A 21,545-nucleotide genomic window follows, 5' to 3' on the forward strand; every position below is an offset into this window, starting at 1 on the left:
GTGGTGGCGAGTGGCGGATGGCGACGGCGGTGGGAGGCGGGGGATGCCGGGGCGGGGATGCTCAGGCGGGGCGGGGCGGGGCGGGGCGGGGCGGGGCGGGACGCCGGGCGGCCGGGGCGGGACGCGGGGCGGGCGGTCAGACGCGGTCCAGCACCTGCGCCAGCAGCGCGCCCATCTGGGTGGCCGAGTCGCGGCCCGCCTGGAGGACCTCCTCGTGGTTGAGGGGAGCGCCGGAGATGCCCGCCGCCAGGTTGGTGACCAGGGAGATGCCGAGGACCTCGGCGCCCGCCTCGCGGGCCGCGATGGCCTCCAGGACGGTGGACATGCCGACGAGGTCGCCGCCCATCGCGCGGACCATGTTGATCTCGGCGGGGGTCTCGTAGTGGGGGCCGGTGAACTGCACGTACACCCCCTCCTCCAGCTCCGGGTCGATCTCCTTGCACAGCGCGCGCAGCCGCGGCGAGTACAGGTCCGTCAGGTCCACGAAGTTCGCGCCGACGATCGGGGAGACGGCCGTCAGGTTGATGTGGTCGCTGATCAGCACGGGCTGGCCGGGGCGCATGCCCTCGCGCAGACCGCCGCAGCCGTTGGTCAGGACGACCGTCTTGCAGCCCGCGGCCACGGCCGTACGGACACCGTGCGCGACGGAGGCGACGCCGCGGCCCTCGTAGTAGTGCGTACGGCCGAGGAAGACCAGGGCACGCTTCTCGGCGATCCGGTACGAGCGGATCCGGCCGCCGTGGCCCGCGACGGCCGGCGGCGGGAAGCCGGGCAGTTCGGTCGCGGGGAACTCCGCCTCGGGCGCGCCGAGCGCTTCGACGGCCGGTGCCCAGCCGGAACCCATCACCAGAGCGACGTCATGGGTCTCGGCGCCGGTCAGCTCGCGCAGCCGGGCGGCGGCGGCGTCGGCGGTGGCAAGAGGGTCGGCGGGTCCTTCGGCGTTGGCCGGGATAACAGATGCGTTCACGCGGATGAGGGTAGCCGGTCATGCCCTACGCGCGTAGATGTATTGGGCACGGTCTCCATATCGTTGTGTTGCCGTTTCCGGCGAAAGGAGACGAAAGGGCCGGGCGAAGGGGGATACGGGACTCTTTCAGGGCAGGTGCGGGGGTCAGGTTGGCCGGATCTGCCCCGTAGATCTGTCCCGCGGGGCAGCTCCGCCGCCCCGTCCGGTTCCTCGGTCCCCGCGGGTCTGCCCCGCGGAGCGGGCCGTCAGCACGGGCGCTTGCGCAGCTCCATCACGTAGTCGTGCGGGGCCCCCGCCGACTCCGCCGCGTCGGCCAGCTCGCCCAGGTAGCGCGCCGAGGGGAGCCCGCCCTCGTACCCGTTCAGGACGTACAGCCAGGTCGGCTCCTCGCCGTCCAGGGTGTGCACCCGTACGCGCATCCGCCGGTAGATGTCGAGCCCCACGCCCTCCCAGCGGTCCATGGAGTCCTCGTCCATCGGCGCCAGGTCGTACAGCGCGACGAAGACCTGTGAGCGGGGCGCCTCCACGATCGTGGCGAGCGCGCCCTCCCAGCCCATCTGCTCCCCGCCGAAGGTGAGCCGCCAGCCGTTGAGCCAGCCGGTGCCGCGCAGCGGGGAGTGCGGGGCGCGGCGGGTCATCAGCCGCGCGTCGAGGTTGCCGGCGTACGCGGCGTAGAGCGACATGGGATTGAGGGTACGGGAGGTGGGGGCGTGGCCGCCGGTGCACCGGTCCGAGCAGGGAAGGGAAGAGCAGGCGAGCACGGGGAAGGGAGGAGAGGGGAAGCGCGGGGAGGGAGGAGAGGGGAAGCACGGGGAAGCGCGGGGAGGCCGCGTGACGGGTCCGGCGCCCGGATGGAGGGACCCGGGGCGAAGCTACTTGAAGCGTGCGGGACAATGGAGTACGTACTGCATCCCCCGGGGGCACCCCCGGAACCCCGGCCGGGGTGGCAGACGGGCCGGGTTGACAACGCGAGGCGGACTTTTTCGTGACCCGGATCGTGATCATCGGTGGCGGACCCGGCGGATACGAGGCGGCGCTGGTCGGCGCCCAGCTCGGCGCCGAGGTGACCGTCGTCGACTGCGACGGACTCGGCGGCGCGTCGGTGCTCACCGACTGCGTGCCGTCCAAGACCCTCATCGCGACCGCCGAGGTGATGACCACCTTCGACTCCTCCTACGAGGAGCTGGGCATCATCGTCGCCGACACGGAGTCCGACAGCGGCTCCGCCGCGGGTCCGTCGGAACGGGCGGCCCGCGTCGTCGGTGTCGACCTCGGCAAGGTCAACCGGCGGGTGAAGCGGCTCGCGCTCGCCCAGTCCCACGACATCACCGCCTCCGTCACCCGGGCCGGCGCCCGCGTCATGCGCGGCCGGGGCCGGCTGGCCGGGCGGCAGGCCGTGGACGGCTCGCGCCAGGTCGTCGTGACCGCGGCGGACGGCACGGAGGAGTCCCTCACCGCCGACGCCGTGCTGATCGCCACCGGCGCCCACCCGCGCGAGATCCCGGACGCGCAGCCGGACGGCGAGCGGATCCTCAACTGGACGCAGGTGTACGACCTCGACGAGCTGCCCGAGGAACTGATCGTGGTCGGCTCCGGCGTCACCGGCGCCGAGTTCGCCGGTGCCTACCAGGCGCTGGGCTCCCGGGTCACGCTCGTCTCGTCCCGTGACCGGGTGCTGCCCGGCGAGGACCCGGACGCCGCCGCCGTGCTGGAGGACGTCTTCCGGCGCCGCGGCATGAACGTCATGTCGCGCTCCCGCGCCGAGGCCGCCAAGCGGGTCGGCGACCGCGTCGAGGTGACCCTCTCCGACGGCCGGGTCATCACCGGTTCGCACTGCCTGATGGCGGTCGGCGCCATCCCGAACACCGAGGGCATGGGCCTGGAGGAGGCCGGAGTCCTGGTCAAGGACTCGGGCCACATCAAGACCGACCGTGTCTCCCGCACCTCCGCCCCCGGCGTCTACGCGGCCGGTGACGTCACCGGGATCTTCGCGCTCGCGTCGGTCGCGGCCATGCAGGGCCGGATCGCGATGTACCACTTCCTGGGCGACGCGGTCGCGCCGCTCAACCTCAAGACCGTCTCCTCGAACGTCTTCACCGACCCGGAGATCGCCACCGTCGGCTACAGCCAGGCGGACATAGACGGCGGCAGGATCGACGCGCGCGTCGTCAAGCTGCCGCTGCTGCGCAACCCCCGCGCGAAGATGCAGGGCATCAGGGACGGCTTCGTCAAGATATTCGCCCGTCCCGGCACGGGGATCGTGGTGGGCGGCGTGGTCGTCGCGCCGCGCGCGAGTGAGCTGATCCACCCCATCGCGCTCGCCGTCGACAACAACCTGACCGTCGAGCAGATCGCGAACGCGTTCACGGTCTACCCGTCGCTGTCGGGATCGATCGCCGAGGTGGCGCGGCAGTTGCACACCCGGAAGTCGGCCGAGGAGAGCTGAGCCGGTCCGGTCCCGCGGATCCCCCGCGGTCCCAGCTGATCCTCTGTGGTCCCACGCGTCACTCCGGTGCCCCGTGGGCCCGTTGGGGCCTCCGTGCTGCCCGTAAGCCCTTTCTGCGGGCTTCGGGGCGTGCCCGAGCGGGCATGAAGCCTCTATACCATCAGGCACGTTCGTTCGTGCACAACTTCTGTTATTCGGCGCAAACTGCTGAAAGCAGACGGTCATTGGGGTTACTGTCAGTTTCGTGTTCGCTGCAGAACGTCGCCAATTGATCCTCGAAATGGTGCGCGCCAACGGGGCCGTGTCGCTCCGTGAGCTCGCCCGTGTCGTCCAGACCTCCGAAGTGACCGTACGGCGGGACGTGCGGGCGCTGGAGGCCGAAGGACTCCTCGACCGCCGGCACGGCGGTGCGGTACTGCCGGGTGGATTCACGCGAGAATCCGGCTTTCCGCAAAAGTCCCATCTCGCAACGGCGGAGAAGACCGCCATCGCCGACCTCGCCGCGAGCTTCGTCGAAGAAGGCGAGGCCATCGTCGTCGGCGCCGGTACGACCACGCAGGAGCTGGCCCGCCGGCTCGCGCGGATCCCCGGTCTGACCGTCGTCACCAACTCACTGCTGGTCGCGCAGGCCCTCGCGCACGCCAACCGCGTCGAAGTCGTCATGACCGGCGGCACGCTGCGCGGTTCGAACTACGCGCTGGTCGGCAGCGGGGCCGAGCAGTCCCTCCAGGGGCTGCGGGTCACCCGCGCGTTCCTCTCCGGGAGCGGGCTGACCGCCGAGCGCGGGCTCTCCACGTCCAACATGCTCTCGTCGAGCGTCGACCGCGCGCTGGTGCAGGCCGCGGCGGAGGTCGTGGTGCTCGCCGACCACACCAAGCTGGGCACCGACACGATGTTCCAGACGGTGCCCACCGACCTCATCAGTCGGCTGGTGACCGACGAGCCGCCCGCGCACGCCGACCGTGCGGGGGCGGAGCTCCAGGCACTGGCCGACCAGGGCGTACGGGTCTCGGTGGCCGGTACGGCGACGGCGGCCGGCGCGGGAGCCGGTGGTGCGGACGGGGCCGGTGGTGGCGTCGGCGGTGATGTGCTGCCGCCGGGCGGCCGGCCCCGCCGTGACGTCCCCCTGCCGGGGCAGCGCCGTACGCATGTGGCGGGGCCGGGTCCCGGGGCGGGCCCCGGCGGTCCCGGCGGGCCCGGGGGTCCTGGCGGTCCCGGCGGGCAACTCCGGGGTGCGGGGGCTCCGTTGGGTGCGCAGGAGACGGGGGAGCGGGCGCGGGTCGCGGATCTGCGGCGCCGGTAGCGCCGTCGGCGTACGCGCCTGACCTCCGGCAACGCGTACGTGCGGGGGCGTACGGGGCGTGATGGCGCGCCCCCGGGCCCCCGGGCCCCTCCACGGCCACGTGTGGCCCCCACGGCCCCACGCCCCCTGGCCCCTCCACCGCCATGACGAGCCGGTTCCGGTTACGACGTGCAGCCGCCCTGCGGAGCCGGAGCCCTGAGGCCCGTCAAGGTCAGCATCAGCAGCCGGTCCGCCAGTCTCGGGTCGTCCGGGGACTGCTCCGCCGCCAGCGCGATCGCGTTCGTGAGCTGCAGCAGGTCCCGGATGGAGACGTCCGGCCGTACGTCCCCCGACTCCTGGGCCCGCGCCAGCAGGCGCGCGCCCGCCTCGCGCATCGGGCCGCTGCACTCCGACAGCGCCGAACTCTCGTCGTTGGACGCCGACATGAGCGCCCGCGAGAGCCCCTGATACTCACCCGCATGAGTGATGACGGCACGCAGCCATTCCGTCAGCGCGCGGCACGGACTCGCCGACTCCGCGAGGTCACGGGAGCGTTGCAGCAGGTCGGCAAGCGCTTCCTGGAAGACCGCGTTCAGCAGTGCGTGCCGGTTGGGGAAGTGCCGGTACAGCGTGCCGATCCCCACGCCCGCGCGCCGCGCGATGTCCTCCAGGGAGGTGTCCGTACCGTGCTCCGCGAAGCTGGTGCGGGCCTCGCCGAGCAGCCGCTCGTAGTTGCGGCGCGCGTCGGCGCGCATGGGCCGTGGCGGCGCCTGGGCCGTACTCCTCGCCATCGCGCGGACCTCCTGTCTCCCACCGTCTCCCCCGTGAGTCTACGGCGGAGGCCCCGCCCGGACCCCGGATCCGGTGGTGGACCGGGATCGCGGATCGGGCGGGGCCTCCGAGGGCGCCGAGGAGGTCAAGGGCGTCAAGGGCGTCGAGCGGGGGCGCGGGGCGGGGGCGCCGCGCGGGGGGTGGCGTCAGTCCTTGATCTCGCAGATGACCGCGCCGGAGGTGAGCGAGGCGCCGACCTCGGCCGCGAGGCTCTTGACGGTGCCCGAGCGGTGGGCGTTCAGGGGCTGCTCCATCTTCATGGCCTCCAGGACGACGACCAGATCGCCCTCCTTGACCTCCTGGCCCTCCTCGACGGCCACCTTGACGATGGTGCCCTGCATGGGGGAGGCGAGCGTGTCGCCGGACGCCGCGGCCGCGGACTTCTTCGCCGCGCGCCGCTTGGGCTTGGCGCCCGCGGCCAGCCCCGTACGGGCCAGGGACATGCCCAGGCTGACCGGCAGCGAGACTTCGAGACGCTTGCCGCCGACCTCGACCACCACGGTCTCGCGGCCCGGCTCGTCGTCGGTCTCCGGGCCGGCCGGGGAGGCGAAGGGCGGGATGTCGTTGACGAACTCGGTCTCGATCCAGCGGGTGTGGATCCTGAACGGGTCCGCGGTGAACGCCGGGTCGGTGACGACCTTGCGGTGGAAGGTCAGCGCCGTGGCCATGCCCTCGACGGTGAACTCGTCCAGGGCGCGCGCCGCGCGCTGGAGCGCCTGCTCACGGGTGGCGCCGGTGACGATCAGCTTGGCGAGCAGGGAGTCCCAGGCCGGGCCGATCACGGAGCCGGACTCGACGCCCGCGTCCAGCCGGACACCGGGGCCCGACGGCGGCGCGAAGGTGGTGACCGTACCGGGGGCGGGCAGGAAGCCGCGGCCCGGGTCCTCGCCGTTGATCCGGAACTCGAAGGAGTGACCGCGTACCGGCGGGTCGTCGTAGCCCAGCTCCTCGCCGTCCGCGATGCGGAACATCTCGCGTACGAGGTCGAGTCCGGTGACCTCCTCGGTCACCGGGTGCTCCACCTGGAGCCGGGTGTTGACCTCCAGGAAGGAGATCGTGCCGTCGGTGCCGACCAGGAACTCGACGGTCCCGGCGCCGACGTATCCGGCCTCCTTGAGGATCGCCTTGGACGCCGCGTACAGCTCGGCGTTCTGCTCGGGCGTCAGGAACGGCGCGGGCGCCTCCTCCACCAGCTTCTGGTGGCGGCGCTGGAGCGAGCAGTCACGGGTCGACACGACGACCACGTTGCCGTGCGAGTCGGCCAGGCACTGCGTCTCGACGTGCCGGGGCTTGTCGAGGTACCGCTCGACGAAGCACTCGCCGCGGCCGAAGGCGGCGACGGCCTCGCGGACCGCGGAGTCGTACAGCTCCGGGACCTCTTCGAGCGTACGGGCGACCTTGAGGCCGCGCCCGCCGCCGCCGAAGGCCGCCTTGATGGCGATGGGGAGCCCGTGCTGCTCGGCGAAGGCGACGACCTCGGCCGCGCCGGCGACCGGGTCCGGGGTGCCGGCCACCAGCGGGGCGCCGGCGCGCTGCGCGATGTGCCGGGCGGCGACCTTGTCGCCCAGGTCGCGGATGGCCTGCGGGGGCGGGCCGATCCAGGTCAGCCCCGCGTCCAGGACCGCCTGGGCGAACTCGGCGTTCTCGGACAGGAAGCCGTAGCCGGGGTGGATCGCGTCCGCGCCCGAGTCCTTCGCCGCCTGGAGCACCTTGGCCATGTCGAGATAGCTGGCCGCCGGGGTGTCACCGCCCAGGGCGAACGCCTCGTCCGCCGCACGGACATGCAGCGCGTCCCGGTCCGGGTCGGCGTAGACGGCTACGCTCGCGATTCCGGCATCCCGGCAGGCACGGGCAACGCGGACAGCGATTTCGCCACGGTTGGCGATGAGCACCTTGCGCACGATGGCTCCCTCCTTGAAACAAGCTGAGTTTAGGGACTGCCGACACGCGCCGCCGAACTGTCCGCGCTGGTGGCCCGCACCGCACGGAGCGTGTTCCGATCCTCGCCCACGGGGCGAAATCCCTTGTGGCACCACGGTACGCCGCGATCCTCCGTCGCACAGTAGCGCTCGGATGTGGTCCAGCTCTCTGTCGGACTGACCCTCGGCCGATCGCGATTCTTTGTGGAGTCCCTACGAATGGCGGAATGATTCTTTGCTTCGGCTCGGGCCCTTGTCCCCGGGTTTACCGGTTAGTACCGTGCGCGATGGCGAACGTACTGCTGGTAACAGGTGAAAACAGGGGAAGAGGGTGGGGGCCGTGGCCCGGAGACCGATGGCCTGGCTGGCCGCGATCGTGCTCGTGGCGGAGGCGGTCGGCGTCGTCTTCGTCAACGGTGTGCTGGCCATGGTGGTCGACAACCAGCAGATGTCCCTGGCCGGTGTCGACTCCGGCGCGATGTTCGCCGGGACCTGGGCGGCGGGCGGGTTCTTCGGCCTCTACCTGGTGGTGTGCGCGGGGATCCTGGCGCGTACGGCGGTACGGGACCGCGCCCCCGGCCGCTTCGGGCGGATCGTGCTGATCACGTGCGCGGTGGTGCACGGGGTGCTGGGCGCGCTGACGGTCGGTCTGGTGGGGTGGACGGCCTTCGCGGTGATGATGGCGATCATGGGACTGGTGGTGCTGGCGCTGGTGGCGTACGAGACCGAGCCCCGGCCCGGGAAGCGGACACCTGGCGATCCGGCGCCGGCCGGACAGGCGCCGGGTGAGCGGACGCCCGCCGGGCGGGTCGCGTCGGACGAGCAGGCGCGCGCCTGACGCCAGCGTTCCCGGGCCCGGGGATTCCCGCGGTCTCGTAGGGGAGGGCGGGGCTCAGACCCACAGGTCGGTGATCGTCACGCCGTGCTCCAGCAGCAGCGTCCGCAGCAGCGGCAGCGACAGGCCGACCACATTGCCGTGACTGCCCTCGATCGAGTCGACGAAGGGGGCCGAGCGGCCGTCGAGCGTGAACGCCCCGGCGACGTGCAGGGGTTCACCGGAGGCGACGTACGCGGCGATCTCGGCGTCGCTCGGGGTGCCGAAGTGGACCGTCGTCGACGCGGTCTCGCCGGCCCGGCGGCCGGTCGCGGTGTCGATCACGCAGTGGCCGGTCCTGAGGATCCCCGTACGGCCGCGCATCGACTTCCAGCGGGAGGTGGCCTCCTCCGCGTCGGCGGGCTTGCCGAGCGCCTCGCCGTCGAGTTCGAGTACGGAGTCGCAGCCGACGACCAGCGCCCCGGCGACCTCGGGGAGCGCGGCCACGGTGGTCGCCTTGGCCTCGGCGAGGACGAGCGCCAGCTCGGCGGGGGTCGGGGCGGAGAGCGCGTCCTCGTCGACGCCGCTGACGATCACCTCGGGCGCGAGTCCGGCCTGCCGGAGCAGGCCGAGCCGGGCGGGGGAGGCGGAGGCGAGGACGAGCCGGCGTCGCTGAACGGTCATGCCGGTCATGGTACGGAGCGGACCGGGGCGGGCGTCGGCCGGTCCGCCCTGGTCCGGATACGGGCCGGTCCCGGTCCTGGATACGGGACGGTCGGCGGAGGCCGGTCCGGGCGTGGGCCGGTACCGGTACGGACCGTTCGGCGGAGGCCGGTTCACGGTGCCGGCCGAGCGGCCGGTGGTCCGTACCGGGGCCGGGACCGGGGCCGGCCGGTCGTCCGTGACGGTCCTGGTCCCGGTCCTCCGACCGGCGGCCGTGCGGGCCGTTCGGTGCGGGCCGGTGGGCGGAGGCCGGTTGCGGTGTCGGGGTCGGCCGGTCGTCGTCCTGGTACCGGCGGCCGGTCGCGGTCCTGGCGCCTGTCGGCGGAGGCCGGTTCGCGGTGTCGGCCGGTTCGCGGGGTCGGCCGGTCAGTGCAGGCCGAGTACCAGCATCGCCAGCACCATTGCCAGGGCGAGCAGGATCCCCGCCCGGCGCATCATGGACTGCGTCTCGCGCAGTTCCTCGGGCGGCCTGTTCTCGGGATCGGACCACAACATGAACCCGATACTCCGGCCGCCGGGCGTCCGGCGCCTGAGTACGTGTACTCAGGCGCCCCCTCACTTCACCCCGGCATCACCCGGGCCGGCCCCGCTCAGCCCGGCCAGTACGTCCTGGCCCATGCCCGCGGGCCGGGCCGCGGTACCCGGCCGCGGGTGATACGGGTCGGGGCGGACCACTCCGCGGGCGGTTCGGCCGCGCCCGCCGCGCCCGCCGCGCCGGTCGGAGGGGCCGCCAGCGCCGCGGCGCGGGCCTGGACCACCGCGAGCGCGGCGGCCAGCTCCTCGCGGGTCGGGTTGCCCCGTACGACTTTGATCATCGTCACTCTCCCTTCCGGTCGGACACAGGCCCTAGAGCGGGATGTTGCCGTGCTTCTTCGGCGGCAGGCTCGCGCGCTTCGTGCGGAGCTGGCGCAGCCCCTTCACGACGTGCGCCCGGGTGTCCGACGGCATGATCACCGCGTCGACGTAGCCGCGTTCCGCCGCGACGTACGGGTTGAGCAGGGCGTCCTCGTACTCCTGGATCAGCTCGGCGCGCCGCGTCTCCTGCTCCGTGTCGTCGCCCGCGGCGGCGATCGTGCGGCGGTGCAGGATGTTCACCGCGCCCTGCGCGCCCATCACAGCGATCTGCGCCGTCGGCCAGGCGAGGTTGAGGTCGGCGCCCAGGTGCTTGGAGCCCATCACGTCGTACGCGCCGCCGAACGCCTTGCGGGTGATCACCGTGATCAGCGGGACCGTGGCCTCGGCGTACGCGTAGATCAGTTTGGCGCCGCGCCGGATGATGCCGCCGTACTCCTGGTCGACGCCCGGCAGGAAGCCGGGGACGTCCACGAACGTCAGCACCGGCACGTTGAACGCGTCGCACGTCCGGACGAACCGCGCCGCCTTCTCCGAGGCGTTGATGTCCAGGCACCCCGCGAACTGAAGCGGCTGGTTGGCGACGATCCCGACCGGGAAGCCCTCGACCCGGCCGAAGCCCGTGATGATGTTGGGCGCGAAGAGCGCCTGTGTCTCCAGGAACTCGCCGTCGTCCAGCACCCGTTCGATCGCGGTGTGCATGTCGTACGGCTGGTTCGCGGAGTCCGGGATCAGCGTGTCCAGGTCGCGGTCCTCGTCCGTCGTCGTCAGCTCGGCCTCCTCGGGGAAGGCGGGCGGCTCGGAGAGGTTGTTCGACGGGAGGTACGAGAGCAGGGACTTGACGTACTCGATGGCGTCCTTCTCGTCGCCCGCCATGTGGTGCGCGACGCCGGAGGTCGTGTTGTGCGTACGGGCGCCGCCCAGCTCCTCGAAGCCGACGTCCTCGCCCGTCACCGTCTTGATGACGTCGGGCCCCGTGATGAACATGTGCGACGTCTGGTCGACCATCACCGTGAAGTCGGTGATCGCGGGGGAGTAGACCGCGCCGCCCGCGCACGGGCCGACGATCAGGCTGATCTGCGGCACGACACCCGAGGCGTGCACGTTGCGCCGGAAGATCTCGGCGAACAGGCCGAGCGCGACCACGCCCTCCTGGATACGGGCGCCGCCACCGTCGTTGATGCCGATGACCGGGCAGCCGGTCTTCATCGCGAAGTCCATGACCTTCACGATCTTCTCGCCGTACACCTCGCCGAGCGAGCCGCCGAAGATGGTGAAGTCCTGCGAGTAGACACAGACGGGACGGCCGTCGACCGTGCCGTAGCCGGTGACGACACCGTCCCCGTACGGGCGGTTCGCCTCGATGCCGAAGTTGGTCGAGCGGTGCCTGGCGAACTCGTCCAGTTCGACGAAGGACCCCTCGTCCAGGAGGAGACCGACCCGCTCACGCGCGGTCAGTTTCCCCTTGGCGTGCTGCTTCTCCACGGCGCGTGCGGAGCCCGCGTGCGTGGCTTCGTCGATACGTCGCCGGAGATCCGCGAGCTTGCCCGCGGTGGTGTGCGCGGTGCTTCCCGCGCTCGTTCCTGCGTTGCTTCCGGCAGTGCTTCCTGCGTTGCTTCCGGCGGTGGTTCCCTGGGCGATTTCCGTTTCGGACATCGGGATGCGGCTCCCTGCGGGTCACGGGTGTGAATCGGGGTGCGGGGGGTGGGGAGGGACGGAGGATGCGACGGATACGGAGGAGACGGGATTGTGCGGGTGGGACGGAGCGGGCGCTACTGATCCGTAGCGTATCGGCGCGGATACCGTTCGGCAGTGCGGCGTTTGCCACACCTAGGGTGGCTTGCATGACGGAGCCCCATAACCCTCCCGGCGGTCACCCCGCCGGCCGCTGGTCCGACCTCGAACGCCCCCCGCTCGGCCCGCGCGCGCTGCGCCGCGGCCTGATCCTGCCGGGCGGGCTGTGGACCTCGCTCGACGTGGTCGAGGCGACCGGGTCCACCAACACCGATCTGGCCGCGCGGGCCGCGGCCGGCGCGGCGGAGGGCGCGGTGCTCGTCGCCGAGGAGCAGACCGCCGGGCGCGGCCGGCTCGACCGCCGCTGGTCGGCGCCCGCGCGCTCGGGGATCTTCTTCTCCGTCCTGCTCAGGCCGGGCCCCGGGGTCCCGGTCGAGCGGCTCGGCTGGCTGCCGCTGCTGACCGGGGTGGCCGTCGCGACGGGGCTGACCAGGGCGGCGGGCGTGGACACCTCCCTCAAATGGCCGAACGACCTGCTGGTGACGGTGGACGGCGAGGAGCGCAAGGCGGGCGGCATCCTCGCGGAGCGCGCCGGTGCCGACGCGGTCGTGGTGGGCGTCGGCCTCAACGTCTCGCTGCGCGCCGACGAACTCCCCGTACCGACGGCGGGATCGCTGGCCCTGGCGAACGCGGTCTCCCTGGACCGGGAGACGCTTCTGCGCGCCGTACTGCGCTCCCTGGAGCGGTGGTACGGGCTGTGGCGGGAGGCGGGAGGCGACCCGGCCGCCTCCCGGCTCCAGGAGACGTACGCGGCGGGCTGCGCCACGCTGGGACGGCGGGTCAGGGCGGAGCTGCCCGGCGGCCGTGAGCTGGTGGGCGAGGCGGTGGCGGTGGACGGCGACGGCCGGCTGGTGGTCGCGACGGACGACGGCGCACGGCATCCGGTCGGCGCGGGCGACATCGTGCACGTACGCGGGGCGTAGACCCTCCGCGTACGCGGGGCGCGGACCCGCCGCGTACGCAGGGCGCGGAATCCTCTCATAGGCGGGGTACGGGAGGTACTCGTACGCGGGGTACGGGAGGTACCTGGACGCGGTCCGGGAGGTACCCGTACGCGGGCCGGAGGTACTCGTACCCGGGCCGGGAGCGTGCGCGGACGCGGGGCGTAGGGCTTGCACGTACGCGGGGCATAGTCCAGGGGCACCGCGGGTGAATCCCCGGCCGGGTCGTGGCACGGGGGCGGTCGGTGGCCGTACGACGTGCTCCGCACGCGCCCGCCCGTACCTCAGGACGGACCGTCTCATACCACCCAGGGACGTGAGCCAGGGCACATCTGCCGTATCGTTGAGGCGGTCCACGACAGATCGGCAGGGCAGTGCGCAGGGAACGGGCAGGAGGCGGCTGGTGACCGTCGATGATTCGGCTTCCGGCGCGGAGACTCCGCCGCCGGACCCCTCGGGCCACCCGACCCCGCACCATGTCGTCGATCACACGGCGGAGCCGACCGACGACCCCCTCGCGATCCGGCTCGAACAGCTCATCCTCGGTGCGGAGCGCCGCTACACGCCCTTCCAGGCGGCCCGCACGGCCGGGGTCTCGATGGATCTCGCCTCCCGCTTCTGGCGCGCCATGGGCTTCGCCGACATCGGCCAGGCCAAGGCGCTCACCGAGGCGGACGTGCTGGCGCTGCGGCGGCTCTCCGGTCTTGTCGAGGCGGGGCTGCTGAGCGAGCCGATGGCCATCCAGGTCGCCCGGTCGACGGGGCAGACCACCGCCCGGTTGGCGGAGTGGCAGATCGATTCCTTCCTGGAGGGGCTGACGGAGCCGCCGGAGCCGGGAATGACCCGCACCGAGGTCACCTACCCCCTGATCGAGCTGCTCCTGCCGGAGCTGGAGGAGTTCCTCGTCTACGTGTGGCGGCGGCAGCTCGCCGCGGCGACCGGGCGCGTGGTGCAGGCGGCGGACGACGACGAGATGGTCGACCGCCGGCTCGCCGTGGGCTTCGCGGACCTCGTCGGGTTCACCCGGCTGACCCGGCGGCTGGAGGAGGAGGAGCTGGGCGAGCTGGTCGAGGCGTTCGAGACGACCTCCGCCGACCTCGTCGCCGCGCACGGCGGCCGGCTGATCAAGACCCTCGGCGACGAGGTGCTGTACGCGGCGGACGACGCCGGTACGGCCGCGGAGATCGCGCTGCGGCTCATAGAGACCATGACGCACGACGAGACGATGCCGGCGCTCCGGGTCGGCATCGCGTTCGGCACGGTCACCACGCGGATGGGCGACGTCTTCGGCACGACGGTGAACCTCGCGAGCCGGCTGACGTCCATAGCGCCCAAGGACACCGTCCTGGTGGACGGCGCGTTCGCGGAGGAGCTGATCCGTACGGGAGACGCCCCGGCCTCGGAGACGCAGGCGGCGGAGGCCGCGGCGCGGGCCGAGAAGGAGGGCGAGGTGCCGCCCGTCTACCGCTTCGGGCTCCAGCCGATGTGGCAGCGGCCGGTGCGCGGTCTGGGCGTGGTGGAGCCCTGGCACCTGGGACGCCGCGCCACTTAGGATCGCTCCCGGTGAACCGACGTTAACGGATGGCGGTTGACCACTGACCAGGTTGACCACTGACCGGGAGGATGCCGCGTGGCCGGGAGCGAGCAGAGGTTCGGGGAGTCCGTCGCCGTACGGCGGCACGGCGCGGGCGGCCATGTCGCCGAGCTGGTGCTCGACCGGCCGAAGGCCATGAACGCCGTCTCCGTCGAGCTGGCCCGCTCGCTGGCCGCCGCCTGTACGGAGCTGGGGGCCGACCGGAGCGTACGGGTCACGGTGCTGACCTCCACGCACCCGCGCGCCTTCTGCGTCGGCGCGGACCTCAAGGAGCGGAACGCGCTGAGCGACGCCGAGCTGCTGGCCACCCGGCCCCTCGCGCGCGCCGCGTACACCGGGGTGCTGGAGCTGCCGATGCCGGTGGTCGCCGCCGTGCACGGCTATGCGCTGGGCGGCGGGTTCGAGCTGGCGCTCGCCTGCGACCTCATCGTCGCGGACCCGTCCGCGGTGGTCGGGCTGCCGGAGGTATCGGTCGGGGTGATCCCCGGGGGCGGCGGTACGCAGCTGCTGCCCCGCCGGGTCGGGGCCGCGCGCGCCGCGGAGCTGATCTTCACGGCGCGGCGGGTGCCGGCGGCGGAGGCGGCGGGGCTCGGGCTGGTGGACCTCCTGGTGGACGAGGGGGCCGACCGGGACGAGGCGCTGGCGCTGGCGGACCGTATCGCCGCCAACTCGCCCGTCGGGGTGCGGGCCGCGAAGCGCGCGCTGCGGCTCGGGCACGGGCTCGACCTGCGGGCCGGCCTGGAGGTCGAGGACGCCGCCTGGCGGGAGGTCGCCTTCTCCGGGGACCGGGCGGAGGGCGTGGCGGCGTTCAACGAGAAGCGGAAGCCGCAGTGGCCCGGCGCCTGACGGCGGTCTGACAGCGGTCTGACGGCGGCCGGGCGCGGGGTGATACCCCGTCGCCGCAGGCGATGAAATCGCCCCAAAGCGCCCTAAGGTGGGGTGATGGGAGTGGATGGGCGTCTGCGCGCCATGGTGGCACTGTCCCAGGCGATGGCCGCGGCCCCGACGGCACGGGAGTCGTGGCGGGCGGCGGCGCGGGGCGCCCGGACGGCGTTGGCGGGGAGCTTCGCGGCGCTGTCGGTGTGGGAGCGGGACCTGGGGCGGCTCAAGGTCCTGGTGAACGCGGGGGACCGGGTCGCGGGGGAGGAGGAGTTCCCCGAGGACGAGTCGTACCCCGTGCACCAGTTCCCCGAGATCGCGGAGTTCCTGCACGAGCGCTGGGCGGGCGGCGGCGGGCCCAACGCCTGGGTCGAGTCCGCGACGGGCACCGCGGAGGTCCCGGCCAGCGGCGGGACCCGGACCTCCGGGCCGCCCGGCTACTGCCACCAGCGCGTGGCGGCGCTGCGGCGGCGCGGCCGGGGGTGCTGCGTGGTGGCGCCGATCGTGCTGCACGGCCGGGCGTGGGGCGAGCTGTACGTGGCGCGGCCGCTCGGCGCGCCGGTGTTCGACGCCGACGACGCGGACTTCGCGACCGTCATCGCGTCGGTGGTGGCGGCGGGGCTCGCCCAGACGCAACGGCTCGAAGAGGTACGGCGTCTCGCCTTCACCGACCCCCTGACGGGGCTGGCGAACCGGCGCGCGGTGGACGCGCGGCTCGACCAGGCGATCGCGGCGTACCAGGCGGACGGGGCCGTCGTCAGCCTCGTCGTCTGCGATCTCAACGGCCTGAAGCAGGTCAACGACACGCTCGGGCACGCGGTCGGCGACCGTCTGCTGGAACGGTTCGCCTCACTCCTCTCCGTCTGCGGCGCGCGGCTGCCCGGCGCGCTGTCGGCGCGGCTCGGCGGGGACGAGTTCTGCCTGCTGGCGGTGGGCCCGACCGCCGACGAGGTGATCGCGGTCGCCGCCGAACTGTGTGCGCGGGCGGCGGAGCTGGAGCTGGGCGAGGGGGTGGCGTGCGGGCTCGCCTCGACGGGCGACCCGATCGGCGAGGTGAGCTCGGGGCGCCGGCTCTTCCGGCTGGCGGACGCGGCGCAGTACCGGGCGAAGGCGGTACGGGCGGCGGGCCCGGTGGTGGCGGGGCGCGACGGCGCCGTGGTCCGCCTCGCCGACGCCCCGGCCCTCCCGGCCCGCGACCGCCGCCGCTTCCGCGACGCGCCGCCGCCGTAGACCGGGGATCGCCTTCTCGGCGTCGAGGAAGACGTTCCGCGACGCGGCCCGGCATCGGAGGCGGCGGTGGGGCCGAGGGGGCGCGGGTCAGCAGGAGCCGGTAGAGATTCGGCCGGTTCCGGGCGGGCCCGCTGAACCACCCGACACCGGTGAGGCGCGCCGCGGCGGAGGGGGTCAGCCGAGTGGGGCGGTGGTGTCGCGGAGGGTTGCCAGGGCAGGGGCGTACATGCGGGACTTGATCGTGCCGAGGGTGTCGCCGGCCTTGCCCGCCTGTGCCTGCGCGAGTTCGACGGCGGTGGAGCGTACGGCGTCCTCGCTGACCGCCCGGTCGGCGATGCCGGTGGCCGCGGCGTCGGTGCCCCCGTAGCGGCGGGCCGTCAGCATGGCCTCGTGCGCGGTCCCCGGCGCCAGCCGGGCCTGGACGAGGGCGGCCATGCCGGGGGTGAAGGGGATGTTGATCTCCGCCTCGGGCAGGCACCAGTAGCCGCGGTCGGCGCGCATGACGCGGAAGTCGTGGGCGAGGGAGAACATCGCGCCGGCGGCGAAGGTGTGCCCTTGCAGCGCGGCCACCGTGATGACCGGCAGCGAGAGCATCCGCGCGAACAGCGCCTCGACGGAGGCGACGTACTCCTGCTGCTGCTCGGCGTGGGCGAGGAGCCAGTCCAGGTCGAGCCCGTTGGAGTAGAACTTGCCCGTGGCGGCGGTGACCAGGGCGCGGGGTCCCTCCGCCTGCTCCACCTCGTCGAGCGCGGCGCCGACGGTGGTGAGCCAGTCGGGGTGGAAACGGTTCTCCCCGTCTCCGAGGTCGAGGACGAAGACGTTGTCCTGACGGTCGAGCGAGGGCATGGCGACTCCTTCGGGCTGAGCGGGGCGCCGCGGGGCCGCAGTGTCGGTGCAGGAATGGGCCGCCGCCCGCCTGGCGGGCTACCTGCGGGTAACTTATGGCGTGCGGCGCGCGGTGTGCAAGAGGGTCTCGACGGCCGGTATGGGCCAACCGCGACGCCCCGCCAGGAGGGTGACACCCCGAGATTCAGTACGTACGCTCCTGAATATGGATATGCATACTGTCGTGGTGGGGACGTCAGGGACGACCGCCGAGGACGTCATCGCCGTGGCCCGCGGACACGCCCGCGTCGAGCTCTCCGCCGCGGCCCTGGCCGCGCTCGCCGCCGCCCGGGAGGTCGTCGACGCGCTGGCCGCCAAGCCCGAGCCCGTGTACGGGGTCTCCACCGGGTTCGGGGCGCTCGCCACCCGGCACATCGGGCCCGAGCTGCGGGGGCGGCTCCAGCGCAACATCGTGCGGTCGCACGCCGCCGGAATGGGGCCGCGCGTCGAGCGGGAGGTCGTACGCGCGCTGATGTTCCTCCGGCTCAAGACGCTCGCCTCCGGGCACACCGGCGTACGCCCCGAGGTCGCGCGGACCATGGCCGACGTGCTCAACGCGGGCATCACCCCCGTCGTCCACGAGTACGGCTCCCTCGGCTGCTCCGGCGATCTCGCGCCGCTCTCGCACTGCGCGCTCACGCTGCTGGGGGAGGGCGATGCCGAGGGGCCCGACGGGGTGGTGCGGCCCGCCGGGGAACTGCTCGCCGCCCATGGCATCGCGCCCGTCGAACTGCGCGAGAAGGAGGGGCTCGCGCTGCTCAACGGGACCGACGGCATGCTCGGCATGCTGATCATGGCCCTCGCCGATCTGCACCGGCTCTACACCTCCGCCGACATCACCGCCGCGCTCAGCCTGGAGGCGCTGCTCGGCACGGACAAGGTGCTCGCCCCCGAACTGCACGCCGTCCGCCCCCACCCGGGCCAGGGTGCCAGCGCCGACAACATGCTGCGGGTGCTCGCCGGGTCCGGGCTGACCGGGCACTTCCAGGAGGACGCCGCCCCGCGCGTCCAGGACGCGTACTCCGTGCGCTGCGCCCCGCAGGTCGCCGGGGCCGGCCGGGACACCCTCGCGTACGCCCGGCTCGTCGCCGACCGGGAGCTGGCCTCGGCCGTGGACAACCCGGTCGTGCTGCCCGACGGACGCGTGGAGTCCAACGGCAACTTCCACGGCGCCCCCGTCGCGTACGTCCTCGACTTCCTCGCGATCGTCGCCGCCGATCTCGGCTCGATCGCGGAGCGCCGCACCGACCGGCTGCTCGACAGGAACCGCTCCCACGGGCTGCCGGCCTTCCTCGCGGACGACCCCGGGGTCGACTCGGGGCTGATGATCGCCCAGTACACCCAGGCCGCGCTGGTCAGCGAGATGAAGCGGCTCGCGGTCCCCGCCTCCGTCGACTCGATCCCCTCCTCCGCGATGCAGGAGGACCATGTCTCGATGGGGTGGTCGGCGGCGCGCAAGCTCCGTACCGCCGTCGACAGCCTGACCCGGATCATCGCCGTCGAGCTGTACGCGGCGACCCGTGCCATCGAGCTGCGGGACGGGCTGACCCCCGCGCCCGCCTCCCGCGCGGTGATCGACGCGCTGCGGGCCGCGGGGGTGGCGGGGCCGGGGCCCGACCGTTTCCTCTCCCCGGATCTGGCCGGGGCGGACGCCTTCGTACGGGAGGGGCTGCTGGTCGCCGCGGTGGAGCCGGTGACGGGGCCGCTCGCCTGATGGGCGCGCCGAGCCGGTGACGGGGAGCGCCCGCCGTACGTCAGAACTCGCGGGCGCTCCTGCGCACCGAGTACGCGACGAACGCCACGCCGATGGCGAGCGACACGCTCCCGCCGAGCACGTACGGCGTGGTGTCCACGCCACCGGTGTCCGCGAGCCTCGGCCCACCGGAGCCGGAGCCGGAGCCGGCTCCGGTGTCGGCCAGGGGCGTGGCCTCGGCGGACGCCGTGGGTCCGGCCGGAGCGGCCGGGCCCACCGAGCTGTCGGTACTGTCCGTGACCTCGGAGACCTCCGATCCGAGAGGACTGTCGAGCGATCCGTCGGCGCTCAGGCTCTGGGCGGAGGGCGCCGATCCCTGCGCCGGGGCGGCGCCCCGGTCACCGGTGGCGTTCGCGGACGGGACGAACCAGAGAGCGCAGAGCAGCGTTCCGGCCGCGGTAGCCGTCAGCAGCGGTCGCCGTGCGACGGACACGTATGGATCCCCCTTGTGGCAGCGCCGAATTGGGTGAGTGGGGGAGATGCTAGCCAACTTCTCGCCCGCCATTGCACGGAGCCCGTTTTGTCGCCGTCCGGGTCGCCGGCGGGGCGCCACCCGGTCGCCGCCAGGTTCGCCGGTGCCGTGCGGCCGGTATTGGGCTCCGGAGCCGTACCCTCCGTCGTATGACCACTACAGAAACATCACGGTATGTGCGGGTAACGGTCGAATTGGTGCTGGAGGTCGAAGACCCCGAGCGCCTCGGCTCCGCCGCCCTCGCCCGGATCGACGGCGACGTCTCCGTGCCCGACGACGAGCGGGCGCGGGCCCGGGCGGCGGTACGGGGCGACGAGGCGGAGGCCCTGGCGTACCTCGTCGAGCCCCACGACCTGATCGAGCAGATCCCCGGGGTCGGCCTCGCCCAGGCGTCGTGGACCAGCGAGCTGATCGACTACGACCCGGACTCGGTGGAATGGGACCTCACGGGGGACGACGAGGATCTGGATGACGAGGCGTCGGAGCAGGTCGGAGGCGTCGTCGGCGGTGGGGAGGTCACCGCTGGTCGGCGCTGACGCGTGAGCGTGCAACCCTGGTAGGCCTCGGTCCGCAGCAGCCGGCGGACCGGGGCCGGCCTGCTTCCCGGCCGCGACGTGGTGTTCACCACACTGCCGGCTGATGCGGAACCGGAAGAACGGATACAGGCGTTCTTAAGGGTTATCGGCAGGGTAAGCGGCGATGATGGAGAAGCGTGTGATGAAGGACAGCAAGCGGCGCAAGGTCCTCGCGGCCGCGTCCGCGGTTCTCGGCGGCGTTCTGGTGCTTTCGGCGTGCAGCGGCGGCGACGGCGAGAAGACCGGCGCCGAGAGCTCGAAGACTTCTTCACAGGTCCAGGCGGACGAAGCGGCTGCCAAAGAGACCTCCGAGGCCCAGATAGCCGTCGCGCCGAAGAACGGTGCGACGAATGTCGGTATCAACAACGACGCGAAGGTCACCGTCACCAAAGGTGAGCTCACGGACGTCAAGATGACGGCCGCCGACGGCACCGAGGTCAAGGGCACGCTGGCAGCCGATGCCAAGAGCTGGAAGCCGGACGGGCAGCTCGACCGCTCCACCGCTTACAAGATCGCCGCGACGGCGAAGGACGCGAAGGGCCGTCAGGCCCACGAGAACGTCTCCTTCACCACCGTCTCGCCCAGCAACAGCTTCATCGGGAACTTCACCCCCGAGGACGGCTCCACCGTCGGCGTCGGCATGCCGGTCTCGATCAACTTCGACAAGGCGATCACCAACAAGAAGGCCGTCCGGGACGCGATCACGGTCACGTCCAGCAGCGGCCAGGAGGTCGTCGGCCACTGGTTCAGCGGGCAGCGCCTCGACTTCCGCCCCGAGCAGTACTGGGAGGGCGGCTCGACGGTCACCCTCAAGCTCGCCCTGGACGGCGTCGAGGGTGCCCAGGGCGTCACCGGCGTCCAGCAGAAGACCGTCACCTTCAAGATCGGCCGCAACCAGGTCAGCACCGTCGACGCCAAGTCGAAGATGATGACGATCACCCGTGACGGCAAGACGATCAAGACCATCCCGATCTCGGCCGGCTCGCCCGAGAACACGACGTACAACGGCCAGATGGTGATCTCCGAGAAGTTCAAGGAGACCCGGATGAACGGTGCGACGGTCGGCTTCACGGACGACGACGGCAAGGGCGAGTACGACATCAAGGACGTCCCGCACGCCATGCGGCTGTCCACCTCGGGCACCTTCATCCACGGAAACTACTGGGGCGCCCGCTCGGTCTTCGGCAACGTCAACACCAGCCACGGCTGTGTCGGCCTCGCGGACGTGAAGGGCGCCGGAGACTCCAACCAGCCCGGCGCGTGGTTCTACGACAACTCGCTCATCGGCGACGTGGTCATTGTCAAGAACTCGGACGACAAGACCATCAAGCCGGACAACGGGCTCAACGGCTGGAACATGGACTGGGCCGAGTGGCAGGCCGGCTCGAACGCCTGACGCACCGTCGGCGCGGCTGACGTGACGCGCCAAGGCGGCGAGCTGACGAGCTGACAAGCCACGCGCTCCCCTCGCGCCTCATCTGTCGCACGGACGGCGGGGGGCCCCACCCCGGGGCGCCCCCGGCCGCGGTGTCCAACCCCGCGCAACCCCGCCCTATACCGCCCAAAACCCCGGCGGCGAACATAAAGC

The 21,545-nt window shown here is 72.7% G+C and carries 20 protein-coding genes; 10 read left to right on the top strand and 10 right to left on the bottom strand.

All coding sequences use genetic code 11. The features are described from left to right. Positions 1 to 136: 136 nt before the first annotated feature. Positions 137 to 967 carry a purine-nucleoside phosphorylase gene (locus tag ACFTZC_RS17215; protein ID WP_382890419.1) on the bottom strand — a complete coding sequence of 277 codons (831 nt, stop codon included), beginning with the start codon at positions 965 to 967 and terminating at the stop codon, positions 137 to 139. A gap of 245 nt (positions 968 to 1,212) precedes the next feature. Next, the gene (locus tag ACFTZC_RS17220; protein ID WP_329828899.1) at positions 1,213 to 1,650 is read right to left on the bottom strand and encodes a gamma-glutamylcyclotransferase; all 438 of its coding nucleotides are present in this window, start codon (positions 1,648 to 1,650) and stop codon (positions 1,213 to 1,215) included. Between the two features lie 302 nt (positions 1,651 to 1,952). Here ACFTZC_RS17220 and ACFTZC_RS17225 point away from each other — a divergent pair, with 302 nt between their 5' ends. Together ACFTZC_RS17225 and ACFTZC_RS17230 are read left to right on the top strand one after the other, a co-directional pair. Then, positions 1,953 to 3,413, top strand: a complete 1,461-nt coding sequence (locus tag ACFTZC_RS17225) for an NAD(P)H-quinone dehydrogenase (RefSeq protein WP_382890421.1) — start codon at positions 1,953 to 1,955, stop codon at positions 3,411 to 3,413. Between the two features lie 244 nt (positions 3,414 to 3,657). Beyond that, positions 3,658 to 4,716: a DeoR/GlpR family DNA-binding transcription regulator gene (locus tag ACFTZC_RS17230; protein ID WP_382890423.1), complete on the top strand. Its 1,059-nt coding sequence runs from the start codon at positions 3,658 to 3,660 to the stop codon at positions 4,714 to 4,716. 161 nt (positions 4,717 to 4,877) lie between these two features. Here ACFTZC_RS17230 and ACFTZC_RS17235 read toward each other — a convergent pair whose 3' ends face one another. Both ACFTZC_RS17235 and ACFTZC_RS17240 read right to left on the bottom strand, forming a co-directional pair. After that, a complete protein-coding gene (locus ACFTZC_RS17235; protein WP_382890425.1) occupies positions 4,878 to 5,486 on the bottom strand; it encodes a TetR/AcrR family transcriptional regulator in 609 nt (202 codons plus the stop codon). Between the two features lie 186 nt (positions 5,487 to 5,672). Continuing rightward, entirely contained in the window at positions 5,673 to 7,427 is a 1,755-nt protein-coding gene (locus ACFTZC_RS17240; protein WP_382890427.1) for an acetyl/propionyl/methylcrotonyl-CoA carboxylase subunit alpha, read from the bottom strand. A gap of 349 nt (positions 7,428 to 7,776) precedes the next feature. On the opposite strand from ACFTZC_RS17240, the gene ACFTZC_RS17245 reads away from it, so the two are divergent. Beyond that, the gene (locus ACFTZC_RS17245) at positions 7,777 to 8,283 is read left to right on the top strand and encodes a hypothetical protein (protein ID WP_382890429.1); all 507 of its coding nucleotides are present in this window, start codon (positions 7,777 to 7,779) and stop codon (positions 8,281 to 8,283) included. A 54-nt stretch (positions 8,284 to 8,337) separates the two neighbouring features. Here the strand turns inward: ACFTZC_RS17245 and ACFTZC_RS17250 are convergent, their stop codons facing one another. The 4 genes from ACFTZC_RS17250 to ACFTZC_RS17265 form a co-directional block, all read right to left on the bottom strand. Next, complete coding sequence (locus ACFTZC_RS17250) at positions 8,338 to 8,952, bottom strand: Maf family protein (protein ID WP_382890431.1); 615 nt, start codon at positions 8,950 to 8,952, stop codon at positions 8,338 to 8,340. Positions 8,953 to 9,348: 396 nt separating this feature from the next. Continuing rightward, a complete protein-coding gene (gene mmpB, locus ACFTZC_RS17255; protein ID WP_382890434.1) occupies positions 9,349 to 9,477 on the bottom strand; it encodes a morphogenic membrane protein MmpB in 129 nt (42 codons plus the stop codon). Between the two features lie 95 nt (positions 9,478 to 9,572). Beyond that, on the bottom strand, positions 9,573 to 9,797 hold the full coding sequence (locus ACFTZC_RS17260) for an acyl-CoA carboxylase epsilon subunit (RefSeq protein WP_382890436.1): 225 nt from the start codon (positions 9,795 to 9,797) through the stop codon (positions 9,573 to 9,575). 31 nt (positions 9,798 to 9,828) lie between these two features. Beyond that, a complete protein-coding gene (locus tag ACFTZC_RS17265; RefSeq protein WP_382890438.1) occupies positions 9,829 to 11,490 on the bottom strand; it encodes an acyl-CoA carboxylase subunit beta in 1,662 nt (553 codons plus the stop codon). A 188-nt stretch (positions 11,491 to 11,678) separates the two neighbouring features. Here ACFTZC_RS17265 and ACFTZC_RS17270 point away from each other — a divergent pair, with 188 nt between their 5' ends. The 4 genes from ACFTZC_RS17270 to ACFTZC_RS17285 all read left to right on the top strand — a co-directional run bounded on the left by ACFTZC_RS17270 (position 11,679) and on the right by ACFTZC_RS17285 (position 16,272). Then, positions 11,679 to 12,551 (top strand): biotin--[acetyl-CoA-carboxylase] ligase, encoded by an 873-nt coding sequence (locus ACFTZC_RS17270; RefSeq protein ID WP_382890440.1) that lies wholly within the window; start codon positions 11,679 to 11,681, stop codon positions 12,549 to 12,551. A 421-nt stretch (positions 12,552 to 12,972) separates the two neighbouring features. Then, positions 12,973 to 14,121, top strand: coding sequence for an adenylate/guanylate cyclase domain-containing protein (locus ACFTZC_RS17275; protein ID WP_382890442.1), 1,149 nt, complete (start codon positions 12,973 to 12,975; stop codon positions 14,119 to 14,121). Between the two features lie 78 nt (positions 14,122 to 14,199). Beyond that, positions 14,200 to 15,009, top strand: coding sequence for an enoyl-CoA hydratase/isomerase family protein (locus ACFTZC_RS17280; RefSeq protein ID WP_382890444.1), 810 nt, complete (start codon positions 14,200 to 14,202; stop codon positions 15,007 to 15,009). A 93-nt stretch (positions 15,010 to 15,102) separates the two neighbouring features. Next, positions 15,103 to 16,272, top strand: coding sequence for a diguanylate cyclase domain-containing protein (locus ACFTZC_RS17285; RefSeq protein ID WP_382890446.1), 1,170 nt, complete (start codon positions 15,103 to 15,105; stop codon positions 16,270 to 16,272). A 174-nt stretch (positions 16,273 to 16,446) separates the two neighbouring features. Here ACFTZC_RS17285 and ACFTZC_RS17290 read toward each other — a convergent pair whose 3' ends face one another. Beyond that, positions 16,447 to 17,118 carry an enoyl-CoA hydratase-related protein gene (locus ACFTZC_RS17290; RefSeq protein ID WP_382890448.1) on the bottom strand — a complete coding sequence of 224 codons (672 nt, stop codon included), beginning with the start codon at positions 17,116 to 17,118 and terminating at the stop codon, positions 16,447 to 16,449. Positions 17,119 to 17,329: 211 nt separating this feature from the next. Here ACFTZC_RS17290 and hutH point away from each other — a divergent pair, with 211 nt between their 5' ends. Then, the gene (gene hutH, locus ACFTZC_RS17295) at positions 17,330 to 18,871 is read left to right on the top strand and encodes a histidine ammonia-lyase (RefSeq protein ID WP_382890694.1); all 1,542 of its coding nucleotides are present in this window, start codon (positions 17,330 to 17,332) and stop codon (positions 18,869 to 18,871) included. 40 nt (positions 18,872 to 18,911) lie between these two features. On the opposite strand, the gene ACFTZC_RS17300 is transcribed toward hutH, so the two are convergent. Continuing rightward, complete coding sequence (locus ACFTZC_RS17300) at positions 18,912 to 19,343, bottom strand: cell wall protein (protein ID WP_382890450.1); 432 nt, start codon at positions 19,341 to 19,343, stop codon at positions 18,912 to 18,914. Between the two features lie 188 nt (positions 19,344 to 19,531). Here ACFTZC_RS17300 and ACFTZC_RS17305 point away from each other — a divergent pair, with 188 nt between their 5' ends. Together ACFTZC_RS17305 and ACFTZC_RS17310 are read left to right on the top strand one after the other, a co-directional pair. Further along, positions 19,532 to 19,918, top strand: a complete 387-nt coding sequence (locus ACFTZC_RS17305; protein WP_382890452.1) for a hypothetical protein — start codon at positions 19,532 to 19,534, stop codon at positions 19,916 to 19,918. A gap of 166 nt (positions 19,919 to 20,084) precedes the next feature. Beyond that, on the top strand, positions 20,085 to 21,353 hold the full coding sequence (locus ACFTZC_RS17310) for an Ig-like domain-containing protein (protein ID WP_382890696.1): 1,269 nt from the start codon (positions 20,085 to 20,087) through the stop codon (positions 21,351 to 21,353). Positions 21,354 to 21,545 lie beyond the last annotated feature (192 nt).

Origin of the sequence: Streptomyces sp. NPDC056987 (assembly GCF_042673865.1) — a bacterium.
Classification (GTDB): domain Bacteria; phylum Actinomycetota; class Actinomycetes; order Streptomycetales; family Streptomycetaceae; genus Streptomyces.

What these genes read in the sequence shown, in the direction of transcription:
- ACFTZC_RS17220 (WP_329828899.1), bottom strand. Translation starts at nt 1,650, where the DNA reads ATGTCGCTCTACGCCGCGTACGCCGGCAACCTCGACGCGCGGCTGATG.
- ACFTZC_RS17235 (WP_382890425.1), bottom strand. Translation starts at nt 5,486, where the DNA reads ATGGCGAGGAGTACGGCCCAGGCGCCGCCACGGCCCATGCGCGCCGAC.
- ACFTZC_RS17310 (WP_382890696.1), top strand. Translation starts at nt 20,085, where the DNA reads ATGGAGAAGCGTGTGATGAAGGACAGCAAGCGGCGCAAGGTCCTCGCG.
- ACFTZC_RS17290 (WP_382890448.1), bottom strand. Translation starts at nt 17,118, where the DNA reads ATGCCCTCGCTCGACCGTCAGGACAACGTCTTCGTCCTCGACCTCGGA.
- ACFTZC_RS17270 (WP_382890440.1), top strand. Translation starts at nt 11,679, where the DNA reads ATGACGGAGCCCCATAACCCTCCCGGCGGTCACCCCGCCGGCCGCTGG.
- ACFTZC_RS17250 (WP_382890431.1), bottom strand. Translation starts at nt 8,952, where the DNA reads ATGACCGGCATGACCGTTCAGCGACGCCGGCTCGTCCTCGCCTCCGCC.
- ACFTZC_RS17305 (WP_382890452.1), top strand. Translation starts at nt 19,532, where the DNA reads ATGACCACTACAGAAACATCACGGTATGTGCGGGTAACGGTCGAATTG.
- ACFTZC_RS17265 (WP_382890438.1), bottom strand. Translation starts at nt 11,490, where the DNA reads ATGTCCGAAACGGAAATCGCCCAGGGAACCACCGCCGGAAGCAACGCA.
- hutH (WP_382890694.1), top strand. Translation starts at nt 17,330, where the DNA reads ATGCATACTGTCGTGGTGGGGACGTCAGGGACGACCGCCGAGGACGTC.
- ACFTZC_RS17260 (WP_382890436.1), bottom strand. Translation starts at nt 9,797, where the DNA reads ATGATCAAAGTCGTACGGGGCAACCCGACCCGCGAGGAGCTGGCCGCC.
- mmpB (WP_382890434.1), bottom strand. Translation starts at nt 9,477, where the DNA reads ATGTTGTGGTCCGATCCCGAGAACAGGCCGCCCGAGGAACTGCGCGAG.